This window comes from Ruminococcus sp. AF20-12LB (genome assembly GCF_003478985.1).
Lineage (GTDB): Bacteria > Bacillota > Clostridia > Lachnospirales > Lachnospiraceae > Blautia_A.
In genome coordinates this window covers 241,053-253,778 of record NZ_QUGH01000005.1, presented here as the reverse complement: position 1 = coordinate 253,778, position 12,726 = coordinate 241,053, and the positions used below count along the sequence as shown (strand labels likewise).

Genomic DNA, 12,726 nt, shown 5'->3' with positions numbered 1-12,726 from the left:
TTCTCCGTCAGGTCTTTTATGCGAATGCCGCTGGCCGGACTCGAACCGGCACGGATTGCTCCGCTTGATTTTGAGTCAAGTGCGTCTGCCAATTCCGCCACAGCGGCATAACCATTTATTATAATAGCACAGTATCAGGTGGTTTGCAAGGAATTTTTCAGAATAAAGGTATTATTTGGAAATATTTTTAATTCTAAAATGTTTATGAAATCGGATGAGGCATCCTTGAAATTGACTGAAAAAAGTGGTACAGTGTACTACAAGGCTGTACCACCTGATATAGCACTGTGGATATAGCAATATACTATAAGATAACGGAGGAGACTGCATGAATCTGAATTCCAAAAAACCAGAGAAGCGGCCGCTGTATGTATATTATATCATTGCGGTCGTCATTATTGTTCTGCTGAATGTTTTTGCTCTTCCTGCTCTTTCTGAGAGAAGTGTAAAAGAAACCGATTACACCACCTTTCTGAAAGCCGTAGACAGAGGAAAAGTATATGAGGCAACCCTTAATTCCGATTACATTTATTATACTATGAAAGTGGATGGAAATGATGTCTATTGCAAGACGGTATCTGTGGATGATCAGGATCTTGTATCACATCTTTACGATGCAGGAGTAAGTATAGAGGGAACTGCACCCCAGAGGCAGTCATTGCTTTTGTCTCTGATCCTGGGATATGTACTTCCGATCGCGATCTTTGTTCTTCTGGGACGCTGGCTCAGCAAGAAGATGATGAGCTCCATGGGCAGCGGAGGACCGGGAGGAATGATGTCCTTTGGCAAAAGCAATGCCAAGGTTTATGTGAAATCCTCTACGGGAATCAAATTTTCAGATGTTGCCGGTGAGGATGAAGCCAAGGAGCTTTTGACGGAAATTGTAGATTTCCTTCATAATCCGGAGAAATACAGAGAGATCGGTGCTTCCATGCCGAAGGGTGCCCTTCTTGTAGGCCCTCCAGGAACCGGTAAAACCCTTCTTGCCAAGGCAGTTGCCGGTGAGGCGGAGGTTCCGTTTTTCTCAATTTCCGGTTCGGAATTTGTGGAGATGTTTGTTGGTATGGGTGCTGCCAAGGTACGTGATCTTTTTAAACAGGCCAATGAGAAAGCACCATGTATCGTATTTATTGATGAGATCGATACCATCGGCAAGAAACGTGACGGCTCCGGAATGGGCGGCGGAAACGATGAGCGTGAACAGACACTGAACCAGCTTCTGACAGAGATGGACGGTTTTGACGGTTCCAAGGGTGTTGTGATCCTGGCAGCTACCAACCGACCGGATTCCCTTGACCCTGCACTTCTTCGTCCTGGACGTTTTGACAGAAGGATCCCGGTTGAGCTTCCGGATCTTCAGGGGCGTGAGGAAATCCTGAAGGTTCATGCCAAGAAGATCAAAATTGCGGACACAGTCCGGTTTGATGAAATTGCCAAGGCGGCAGTCGGGGCCTCCGGTGCGGAGCTTGCCAATATTGTCAACGAGGCAGCTCTCCGTGCAGTCCGCGATGGACGGAAATTTGCCACACAGGCGGATTTTGAAGAAAGTATCGAAGTTGTTATTGCCGGATATCAGAAAAAGAACCGTGTACTTTCCAATAAGGAAAAACTGATCGTTTCCTATCATGAGGTTGGTCATGCACTGGTTGCTGCCAAGCAGACAGATTCTGCACCGGTCCATAAGATCACGATCATTCCACGTACCTCCGGTGCACTGGGATATACCATGCAGGTGGATGAACAGGAACATTTCCTGATGAGTAAGGAAGAACTGGAGAATAAGATCGCTACATTTACAGGCGGCCGTGCAGCGGAAGAGCTGATCTTCCATTCTATTACTACCGGTGCCTCCAATGATATTGAGCAGGCGACCAAGATTGCCAGAGCGATGATCAGCAGGTATGGTATGAGTGATGATTTTGACATGGTTGCCATGGAAAATGTGAGCAATCAGTATCTTGGCGGAGACGCAAGTCTCACCTGTTCCTTTGAGACGCAGACGCTTCTGGATAAGAAGGTTGTGGAGCTTGTAAGACGGGAGCATGAAAAGGCTACGAAGATCCTGACGGATAATATCGGAAAGCTTCATGAGATTGCCAAGTATCTGTATGAGCATGAGACGATTACCGGTGAGGAGTTTATGAAGATCCTGAATGAAGCACCGGTGGAGATTGAGGATACACAGGAAAATTAATCAGGATAGCAAGAAAAAAGCGGGGTCCGAGAGACTCCGCTTTTGTTGTAAAAATATAAATTGTTTAGATTATTTACCAGATTTCCGGGTGTACTTTGGAGCAGGTGAGAGCAAGGCTTCCGGGGCCGATGTGGCAGGAAACGCTCAGGGAGAGAGGGAAGATGTTGACTTCACCGATGTTTGGGAAGGTGGTGAGGACTTCTTTTCGGAATTCTTCGGCCGCTTCCAGGTTGTGGGAGTGGATGACATCCAGGTTGATCTTTTCTCCGAAGCGGTCTGCAATGTCATCTTTGATGGCTTTAGTCATAGTGTTTTTTGCCTGAGTCATGGTGCGGGCCTTGGAGAAGGCGTCCAGCTTTTCGCCCTGAATCTGCAGAACCGGTTTCAGACGGAGCATGGTTCCGATGGCTGCGGCTGCAGGAGTGATGCGGCCGCCCTGTTTCAGGTACTTCAGAGTAGCTACAGTGATATAGATGCTGGAGTCGAAGCGGGTTTCTTCCAGCCAGGTTCCGATCTCATCAGCAGAGAGACCGTTTTTAGCCTGCTGGACAGCCTCGATGGCAGAGTAACGTAAGGTTCCGGAGATCCTCTGGTTGTTTACGACACGTACACGGCCATCATAGTTTTCTGCAAGCATGCGGGCAGTTTGCATGGAGCTGGAGAGACCGCTGGACATGGGGATATGTACGATCTCGTCGTAGTCTTTGAGCAGCTTGTCCCAGAGGGTAGTGACGGATTCCGGTGTGGGCTGGGATGTGGAAACTCTGCAGCCTGGATTTTGTTCAAGATGCTGAAAGAATTCTGATTGGTTCATGTCAATGTCTTCCAGATATTCCTTATCATCTATAAAAAACGGCATTGGAAGCATGTAGATGCCAAGATCTTTTGCCTGAGCGGGAGACATGCCGCAGTTACTGTCTGTAACGATTGCTATAGATTTCATAATGGTGATCCTCCTTGCCTGGATTTTCATATTTGGTCAGTTTTCCTGTTTCCTGACCGTGACATCTCAAGTATACCACAGGAAACCGCCCTTGTCATTCAACGTTTAATTCGCTATAATGGTAACATTCTGGGAAGTGTTTCTCCGGCCCGGGCGAATTGTCGGGCTGAATTTCAGAAGAAGCTTTTGGGTAAGAGAGAATCTGCTGCTTTGAAAGAGAGGGATAATATGAATTGTCGTATTGCAGAGGGAATGGTTAATAGATATATCGATCATACGTTGCCGTTGAATGATCTGGAGGATTTTCTGGAGCATATTGAGAAGTGTTCCTCCTGCTACGATGAGCTTGCCACATATTTCATTGTACATAAGGCCATGCAGCAGCTGGATGAGAAACAGGAAGATTCTGTTCTGGATTTTAAGGAGCTTCTGGAAGAGGATATCCGAAAATCCAAAAGGTATATCCGAAAAAAGAAATTTCACAGAGCGATCGCTGCAGTGGCAGTCTGCGTTCTGATCGCAGCACTGGTGGTCTTTCTTGTTTTTGTGATCCTGGAACTGAAGGAGGGAATTTGATTTTGAGTGAAAAAATATTACTGATCGATGGTCACAGCATCCTGAACCGTGCGTTTTATGGTCTGCCGGATCTTACCAATGCAGAAGGACGTCATACAGGAGCGGTATATGGATTTCTGAATATTATGTTCAGGATCATGGAGGAAGAGAAGCCGGAGTATCTTACCGTTGCGTTTGATCTGAGTGCACCTACGTTCCGGCATAAGAGATATGAAGCCTATAAAGGCACCCGAAAACCCATGCCGGAGGAGCTTCGGGAACAGGTTCCGCTGATCAAGGAGATGCTTTCTGCCATGGGAATCAACATTATGTCCCTGGAAGGCTATGAAGCAGATGATCTTCTTGGTACGGTCGCCAGAAGAAGTGAAGCAAAGGGCATGGATGTTACCGTTCTTTCCGGAGACCGGGATCTTCTTCAGCTTGCCACAGATAAGGTGCTGATCCGGCTTCCGAAGACTGTCCGGGGAAAGACAACCATTGAAAATTACCATACAGCGGAAGTTCTTGAGAAATATCAGGTAACGCCGCCGCAGATTATAGAACTGAAAGCACTGATGGGCGACAGCTCCGATAATATTCCGGGAATCCCGGGCGTTGGAGAGAAAACCGCGACCAAGATGATCGTGCAGTTCGGTTCCATTGAGAATGCTCATGAGCATCTGGAAGAGGTAAAGCCTAATAAGGCGAAAGAATCTCTCCGCGAGCATTATGATCTGGCGCAGCTTTCCAAAGAACTTGCAACCATCAACACAGACAGTCCGCTGGAATTTTCCTACGAAAAAGCGAAAGTGGAAAATCCCTATACTCCAGAGGCGTATGAATTGTGTAAACGCCTGGAATTTAAGAACATGCTGAACCGTTTTGATCCGGCTACGACAGCAGATTCCTCCATGGAACTGGAATTTTTTACATGCAATGATCTTTCCGGTGTGGAGGCACTGTTTGAAAAAGCAGCGCAGAAAGATCAGGTGGGTATTTCTGTTCTTGCAGATTCGGATCAGGTGTATACCGTGGGATTGGTCCTGGATGAAAAAGAAATCTATCAGATTCCGGTGGGAGGACTTCTCACAGGGGATTACCTTTGTGGAAAACTGAAAACTCTGGCGGACAGTACGGTACTCTGTGCTATGGATATTAAATCAGTTCTCAAACATGTTTCCCTTGACGATTCGAAGAAGGTTTTTGATGTGGGGGTTGCTGCATATCTTCTGAATCCGCTGAAATCTTCTTATTCCCATGATGACATCGCCAGAGAATATCTGGATGGTATGATGCTCCCCTCAAAGGAAGACCTTCTTGGAAAGACTTCTCTGAAAAAGGCCTGGGAAGAGGAGCTGGAATGTCTTGGAAATTATGCCTGCTATCAGGCGTTTGTGCCCTGCATGGCCCGAAAAGTTCTTCTTGAAAAACTGGATGAAACAGGCATGCGTAAGGTTTATGATGAGATCGAGCTTCCTCTTGTCTTTACCCTGGATTCTATGGAAAAATGGGGGATTTCCGTTAAGGGTGAAGAGCTTAAGAGCTATGGCGAAAAACTTAAAGTCCGTATCCAGGAGCTGGAAAAAACCATCTGGCAGGAAGCAGGGGAAGAGTTTAATATCAATTCTCCGAAACAGCTGGGTGTGATCCTTTTTGAAAAGCTGGGACTTCCAGGTGGAAAGAAGACCAAGACAGGCTATTCCACAGCTGCGGATATCCTGGATAAGCTGGCGCCGGATCATGCCATCGTAAAAGATATCCTGGAGTACCGTCAGCTGACCAAGCTGAAATCCACTTATGCAGATGGTCTCGGAAATGTGATCGGAGAAGATGGAAGGATCCACTCTACTTTTAATCAGACGATCACAGCAACCGGTCGTATCAGCAGTACAGATCCAAATCTCCAGAACATACCGGTCCGTATGGAACTGGGCAGGCTGATCCGTAAGGTTTTTGTGCCGGAAGAGGGCTTTGTATTTCTGGATGCAGATTATTCCCAGATCGAGCTTCGTGTGCTGGCACATATGTCCGGTGATGAAAAACTGATCCAGGCTTATCGTGAGGCGGAGGATATCCACCGGCTCACCGCATCCCAGGTGTTTCATGTGCCGCTGGATGAGGTGACATCCCTTCAGCGAAGAAATGCCAAGGCGGTAAATTTCGGAATCGTTTATGGGATCAGTTCCTTTGGACTGAGCCAGGATCTGAGTATTACCAGAAAAGAGGCAGCTGCCTATATTGAGAAATATTTTGAGACCTATCCGAAGATCAAAGGTTTTCTGGACGGTCTGGTAAAGGATGGCAAGGAACACGGTTATGTGACAACTATGTTCGGCAGACGAAGGCCCGTGCCGGAGCTGAAATCCAGTAATTTCATGCAGCGCTCCTTCGGAGAACGTGTAGCCATGAACTCTCCGATCCAGGGTACTGCAGCAGATATCATCAAAATAGCCATGAACCATGTTTATGAACGAATGAAAAAAGAGGGACTGCGTTCAAGGTTGGTGCTGCAGGTTCACGATGAGCTTCTGATCGAGACAAAGAAAGAAGAGATCGAGGAAGTTTCCCGTATTCTGGAGGAAGAGATGAAGGGAGCTGCAGACCTTGCAGTGGAACTTGACGTAGATATGCACCAGGGTGACAGCTGGTATGAGGCGAAATAAATGAGAGTGATCGGAGTAACCGGCGGAGTAGGGGCCGGAAAAAGTACAGTACTTGGAATCCTAGAAGAAGATTTCCAGGCATATGTGATCCAGGCAGACCAGCTTGGTCACATTCTGATGGAACCGGGGGAAGAGTGTTACGATGCGGTGATCGCATTGTTTGGAAAAGAAATCATAAAAAAAGATAAAACTATTGACCGGAAACGGATTTCTGATGTAGTATTCACAGATAAGGATATGCTTTTGAAATTAAACGGGATCATTCATCCGGCTGTAAAGCAGAGAATCCTGGATCTTCTTGGAGAACAGAAGGATGCCGGAAGAGGAATCTGTGTTGTGGAAGCTGCTCTTTTTCTGGAAGAGAATTATCAGGAATTCTGTGATGAAGTCTGGTATGTGTATACAGAGGAGGAAATCCGGATCCGTCGTCTGATGGAAAGCCGCGGCTATTCCAGAGAGAAATCTCTTGGCATTATCCGAAACCAGGTATCTGACCAGGTTTTCAGAGAACATACGGATTATGTGATCGGGAATAATGGAGATCTGAAGGAAACCCGGAGACAGATCAGAGAAGGGATAGAGAGAAATGAGACTTTGTAGTATTGCCAGCGGAAGCAGCGGCAACTGTATTTATGTGGGCTCTGAGGAGGCACATGTTCTGGTAGATGTGGGGATCAGCGGGAAGAGTATCGAAAAAGGACTGAATTCCCTGGATCTTACCGGGAAAGATGTGGATGGCATCCTGATCACACATGAACATTCCGACCATATCAAGGGACTGGGAGTGATCTCCAGAAAATACGGAATTCCCATCTATACCACAGGTGGAACAGCAGATGCGATGCTTCGTATGAAATCCCTTGGGAAAATGCCGGAGGGTCTGATCCACGAGATCCGGGAGGATGAGCCTTTTGAGATCAAGGACCTGACGGTAAATCCTTTTACCATTCCCCATGATGCCGCACAGCCGGTGGGCTACCGCCTGGAATGTGGAGAGCATTCTGTGGGCATTGCCACAGACCTTGGAAAATATAATGATTACATTGTAAAAAATCTGGAGAATCTGGATGCGGTGCTTTTGGAAGCGAATCATGACATCCGTATGCTTCAGGTCGGAAAATACCCTTATTATCTCAAACAGAGGATTCTGGGAGACCGTGGGCATCTCTCCAATGAGAATGCAGGACGTCTGCTTTGTCGGATCCTTCATGATAATTTGAAGGCGGTTTTTCTAGGCCATTTAAGCAGAGAAAACAATTATGAAGAACTTGCCTACGAGACTGTGTGCTCGGAGGTGACACTTGGTGACAACCCGTACCGTTCCAGGGATTTTAAGATCCAGGTAGCGAAGAGGGATCACATATCAGAAATAATCACAGTGTAGAAAGGAAAAAACGATGAAGAAGACAATTATCACAGTAGTAGGAAACGACACAGTAGGAATTATTGCAAAGGTTTGTACATATCTTGCAGAGAATCAGGTTAATATTCTGGATATTTCTCAGACCATCGTTCAGGGTTACTTCAACATGATGATGATCGCAGACACAGCAAAATGTGAAAAGGATGGCGGTGAACTTGCAAGAGAACTTGAGAATCTGGGCAAGGAAATCGGTGTTGTGATCCACTGCCAGCATGAAGATATTTTTAACATGATGCATCGAGTATGATCAGGCACCGAATGCGGATTGCGAATGCATATGATATCTACTTTACATCAATCATCAGGGAGAAAATAAAATGATCAATATTTTTGAGGTAAACGAGACAAATAAAATGATCGAGCAGGAGAATCTGGATGTGCGTACCATCACCATGGGTATCAGCCTTCTGGACTGTATCGATCCTGACCTGGATGCACTGAATCAGAAAATATACGAAAAGATCACCACAAAGGCCAGAAATCTGGTGGCTACCGGTGATGAGATCGCAACCGAGTACGGTATCCCGGTTGTAAATAAACGAATTTCCGTAACACCCATTGCTCTGGTTGGCGGGGCTGCATGTAAGAAACCGGAGGATTTTGTGACCATCGCAAGAACACTGGATAAATGTGCCAAGGAAGTTGGCGTTAACTTTATCGGCGGATATTCTGCACTGGTAAGCAAGGGAATGACTCCGGCAGAAGAGCTTCTCATCCGCTCCATTCCTCAGGCAATGGCAGAAACAGAGCGTGTCTGCAGTTCTGTAAACGTTGGTTCCACCAAGACCGGTATCAACATGGATGCCGTAAAGCTGATGGGCGAGATCGTCCTTGCAACAGCAGAGGCTACTAAGGACCAGGATTCTCTTGGATGTGCCAAACTTGTGGTGTTCTGCAACGCACCGGATGACAATCCGTTCATGGCAGGCGCGTTCCACGGTGTCACAGAGGCGGACTGCATCATCAACGTAGGTGTCAGTGGCCCCGGAGTTGTGAAGAAAGCCCTGGAGCAGGTTCGTGGAGAGGACTTCGGAACCCTCTGCGAGATGATCAAACGTACTGCGTTTAAGGTTACACGAGTTGGACAGCTGGTTGCACGTGAGGCGTCCAAGCGTCTTGACGTGCCGTTTGGTATCGTAGATCTTTCTCTTGCACCGACACCGGCTATCGGTGATTCCGTAGCTGAGATCCTGGAAGAGATCGGCCTTGAGAGAGCCGGCGCACCGGGAACAACTGCAGCGCTTGCACTTCTCAACGACCAGGTGAAGAAAGGCGGCGTTATGGCAGCAGCAGCTGTGGGCGGATTAAGTGGTGCCTTTATTCCTGTCAGCGAGGATCAGGGAATGATCGATGCGGTAAACGAGGGAGCTCTTACTCTGGAGAAGCTGGAAGCCATGACCTGTGTATGCTCTGTTGGTCTGGACATGATCGCAGTTCCGGGAGATACCAAGGCGACCACACTGGCAGGTATCATCGCAGATGAGTCTGCCATCGGTATGGTAAATCAGAAGACAACTGCAGTACGTCTCATCCCGGTTATCGGTAAGGGTGTGGGCGAAACGGTTGAGTTCGGAGGTCTTCTTGGATATGCTCCGATCATGCCTGTAAATTCCTTCTCCTGTGATGCATTTGTACAGAGAGGCGGAAGGATCCCGGCACCGATCCACAGCTTTAAGAATTAATTTTATTTTGGGACTTGACAGACTTACGTTGATGTGCTAAAGTAAACACAACTTAAAAAACAAACCAGTGAGAAAGAGAAGTAAACATTTCAGGAAGCTTCACAGAGAGCGGTGATGGTGGAAATCCGCAGGGGACCGGATGTTGAATGGACTTTCGAGGGCGGCCCGAACTATTTATCTGTACAGTAGGCGCCGACGGGAACCGAACCCGTTACCAATGAGGAGTGTATGTTAGTACGCCGGAAAGTGGACGATTCGTCAATTTGAGTGGTACCGCGATAATAAAGAACTTTTATTACCGTCTCAAGCATGATATAAGCTTGGGACGGTTTTTGTGTTACAGGAAAAGCGATTCTGTTGCATGAAAGTTGTTCCGGAAAAGCAGACCGCAGGGTGTACAAATAAGTAATCATAAGCGGAATAAGAAGGGAGAACAAAATTATGAAAAAAAGAATGTTAGTGATCGCAGCAGCAGTAGCAGCAACAACTATGATGATGACAAGTCCGGTTATGGCGGAGGATTTTAAAGTAGGCATCTGCAATTATGTAGATGATGCTTCCCTGAACCAGATCGTAGACAATATCCAGTCCCGTCTGGAAGAGCTTGGCAAAGAAAAGGGTGTTACATTTGATGTGTCTTATGACAACTGTAATGCAGATGCCAGTGTTATGGAACAGATCATTTCAGATTTTCAGGCGGATAAGGTTGACCTGATGGTAGGTGTGGCTACACCGGTAGCAATGCGTATGCAGTCTGCTACAGAAGGAAGTGATACACCGGTTGTTTTCTCAGCAGTATCTGATCCGGTTGGCTCCGGTCTTGTAGATTCTCTGGATGCTCCTGGCGCAAACATTACAGGAACCAGTGATTACCTGGATACTTCTTCTATTATGAAACTGATCCAGGCACAGAATCCGGATGTAAAGAAGATCGGTCTCCTCTATGATGTAGGACAGGATTCCTCCACAACAGCAATTCAGGAAGCAAAAGATTATCTGGATAAAGAGGGAATCGAATATGTAGAGCGTACCGGAACCACTACCGATGAAGTCCAGCTCGCAGCAGATGCACTGATCGCTGACGGTGTGGATGCCGTATTTACACCTACGGACAACACTATCATGACAGCAGAGCTTTCTATTTATGAAAAATTCATCGACGCAGGAATCCCGCACTACACAGGTGCCGACTCCTTTGCATTAAATGGTGCCTTTGTAGGATATGGTGTTGATTATGCAAATCTGGGACAGAAAACAGCCGATATGATCGCTGACATCCTGGTAGATAATGCGGATCCGTCTAAGACAGCTGTTGAAACCTTTGACAATGGTACTGCAACAGTTAATACAGAAACCTGCAAGGCACTTGGACTTGATTTCGATACCGTAAAGAAGGCATTTGAGCCTCTCTGCACACAGGTAAATGAGATCACAACTGCAGAAAGCTTTGATGAAGTAGAATCAAAATAAATTAACCGCTTACCTTTGTGAGCAGTTATGAAATAAATCCAATTGGAGGGAATCACTGTGACGATTGCAACTATGCTCTCCCTCGGGGAGACTGCCCTGAAGCTTGGACTGATCTGTTCTCTGACAGTTCTTGCTTTGTTCCTTAGTTATTCCATGCTGAATGTCTGCGACCTTTCTACAGATGGCTGCTTTACCTTCGGGGCCGCTGTAGGAGCCGTAGTTGCTGTAAGCGGACATCCGTTTCTGTCCATTGCGGCAGCCATGGCAGCAGGTGTTACATCAGGATTTGTAACGGCTATCCTGCAGACGAAGCTGGGAGTAGACAGCCTGCTTGCAGGTATCATTGTAAATACGGCGTTATATTCCGTAAATATCGCAGTTATGGGAGGCTCATCCCTGATCAATATGAATCGGACGACCACAGTATTTACCATGATGAAGGATGCGCTTGCAGGTACACCGTTAAAAGGCAGGGAAGATATCCTCATTGCAGCCATCGCAGTGATCCTCGTGATCGTATTTCTGGTATTCTTTCTGAAAACAAGACTTGGCCTTGCGATCCGGGCAACCGGAAATAATTCTGATATGGTAAAATCTTCCTCCATCAATCCGGTCTTTACAACGGTGATCGGCCTTTGCGTGGCAAATGCATTTACCGCACTTTCCGGATGCCTTCTGTCTCAGTCACAGAAATCCGTAGATATCAACATCGGTCAGGGTATGGTCACCATCGCACTGGCATCCTTGCTGATCGGAGGTACCCTTCTCGGACATGGAGGAATTTTTGTGAGAGCGGTGGGAATGGTGCTTGGTTCCTTTATCTTCCGCCTTGTGTATACCATCGCACTTCGGTTCAATATGCCGGCATTTATGCTGAAGCTGGTATCTTCTGTGATCGTTGTTCTTGCAATTTCCGGTCCGTATCTTAAGAAACAGTGGCCGCAGATCCGAAGAAGAATGACTCATGCAAAAGGGGGAAGATGATCTATGTTAAAAATCAGCCATATTTCAAAAACATTTAATCCGGGAACCGTAAACGAAAAAAAGGCGATCACAGATCTTTCCCTGGAACTGAAAAAAGGCGACTTTGCTACGATCATCGGTTCCAATGGTGCAGGAAAATCAACACTTTTTAATGCGATCTGCGGTGATTTTCTTACAGATGCCGGTTCGATCGAATTGGACGGCAGGGATATTACATTTATGCCGCAGCATGCACGTGCAAAAGAGATCGGACGCCTTTATCAGGACCCGATGCGTGGTACTGCGCCGGGAATGACGATTGAAGAGAATCTTGCACTTGCAGCCGGCAAGGGTGGTTGGCTTTCCCGCACGACCCGGCAGGAAAAAGAGCGTTTTCGTGAAGAATTAAAGAAGCTGGACATTGGACTGGAAGAGAGGATGAGCCATCCGGTAGGTCTTCTTTCCGGCGGACAGAGACAGGCGCTGACGCTTTTGATGGCAACCATGAATCCGCCGAAATTACTTCTTCTGGATGAGCATACTGCAGCCCTTGATCCGGGAACTGCTGAGAAAGTCCTTGATCTCACCAGACGGATCGTGGAAGAAAATCAGCTGACATGTCTGATGATCACACACAATATGCAGTCAGCAATTGATCTTGGGAACCGTATCCTGATGATGGACTCCGGCAATATCGTGCTGGATATCGGTGGTGAGGAGAAGAAGAACATGACCGTGGATGGTCTCCTTGAGAAATTTAAGACAGGAGCCGGAAAGGCTTTGGACAATGATCGTATTCTTTTGTCTGAATAAATAAATTTCAAAACACCGGA

11 protein-coding genes, 1 tRNA gene and 1 other annotated feature are annotated in these 12,726 nt (G+C 46.8%); of the genes, 10 read left to right on the top strand and 2 right to left on the bottom strand.

Annotated elements, in window-relative coordinates; translation table 11 throughout:
* Positions 1 to 25 precede the first annotated feature (25 nt).
* Positions 26 to 107, bottom strand: a tRNA-Leu gene (locus DWX61_RS08835).
* A 227-nt stretch (positions 108 to 334) separates the two neighbouring features.
* Between DWX61_RS08835 and ftsH the strand changes: the two genes are divergently transcribed.
* Positions 335 to 2,194, top strand: a complete 1,860-nt coding sequence (ftsH, locus tag DWX61_RS08830; protein WP_502696287.1) for an ATP-dependent zinc metalloprotease FtsH — start codon at positions 335 to 337, stop codon at positions 2,192 to 2,194.
* 73 nt (positions 2,195 to 2,267) lie between these two features.
* On the opposite strand, the gene DWX61_RS08825 is transcribed toward ftsH, so the two are convergent.
* Entirely contained in the window at positions 2,268 to 3,137 is an 870-nt protein-coding gene (locus DWX61_RS08825; protein WP_118624874.1) for a DegV family protein, read from the bottom strand.
* Between the two features lie 228 nt (positions 3,138 to 3,365).
* On the opposite strand from DWX61_RS08825, the gene DWX61_RS08820 reads away from it, so the two are divergent.
* The 9 genes from DWX61_RS08820 to DWX61_RS08780 all read left to right on the top strand — a co-directional run bounded on the left by DWX61_RS08820 (position 3,366) and on the right by DWX61_RS08780 (position 12,706).
* Positions 3,366 to 3,713, top strand: a complete 348-nt coding sequence (locus DWX61_RS08820; protein WP_118624872.1) for an anti-sigma factor family protein — start codon at positions 3,366 to 3,368, stop codon at positions 3,711 to 3,713.
* Positions 3,714 to 3,715: 2 nt separating this feature from the next.
* The gene (gene polA / locus DWX61_RS08815) at positions 3,716 to 6,355 is read left to right on the top strand and encodes a DNA polymerase I (RefSeq protein ID WP_118624870.1); all 2,640 of its coding nucleotides are present in this window, start codon (positions 3,716 to 3,718) and stop codon (positions 6,353 to 6,355) included.
* The gene (coaE, locus tag DWX61_RS08810; protein WP_118514421.1) at positions 6,356 to 6,955 is read left to right on the top strand and encodes a dephospho-CoA kinase; all 600 of its coding nucleotides are present in this window, start codon (positions 6,356 to 6,358) and stop codon (positions 6,953 to 6,955) included.
* Positions 6,942 to 7,739: an MBL fold metallo-hydrolase gene (locus DWX61_RS08805; protein WP_022427103.1), complete on the top strand. Its 798-nt coding sequence runs from the start codon at positions 6,942 to 6,944 to the stop codon at positions 7,737 to 7,739. Before coaE ends, DWX61_RS08805 begins: the two co-directional genes overlap by 14 nt.
* Before the next feature lie 13 nt (positions 7,740 to 7,752).
* Entirely contained in the window at positions 7,753 to 8,025 is a 273-nt protein-coding gene (locus DWX61_RS08800; protein ID WP_118514417.1) for an ACT domain-containing protein, read from the top strand.
* A 70-nt stretch (positions 8,026 to 8,095) separates the two neighbouring features.
* Positions 8,096 to 9,460 carry a PFL family protein gene (locus DWX61_RS08795; RefSeq protein ID WP_118514415.1) on the top strand — a complete coding sequence of 455 codons (1,365 nt, stop codon included), beginning with the start codon at positions 8,096 to 8,098 and terminating at the stop codon, positions 9,458 to 9,460.
* 58 nt (positions 9,461 to 9,518) lie between these two features.
* Positions 9,519 to 9,769, top strand: a binding site (T-box leader).
* 132 nt (positions 9,770 to 9,901) lie between these two features.
* Positions 9,902 to 10,930: an ABC transporter substrate-binding protein gene (locus DWX61_RS08790; RefSeq protein ID WP_118624868.1), complete on the top strand. Its 1,029-nt coding sequence runs from the start codon at positions 9,902 to 9,904 to the stop codon at positions 10,928 to 10,930.
* 57 nt (positions 10,931 to 10,987) lie between these two features.
* A complete protein-coding gene (locus tag DWX61_RS08785) occupies positions 10,988 to 11,914 on the top strand; it encodes an ABC transporter permease (RefSeq protein ID WP_330577218.1) in 927 nt (308 codons plus the stop codon).
* A 3-nt stretch (positions 11,915 to 11,917) separates the two neighbouring features.
* Positions 11,918 to 12,706, top strand: a complete 789-nt coding sequence (locus DWX61_RS08780; RefSeq protein WP_118624866.1) for an ABC transporter ATP-binding protein — start codon at positions 11,918 to 11,920, stop codon at positions 12,704 to 12,706.
* The last annotated feature ends 20 nt before the right edge of the window (positions 12,707 to 12,726 follow it).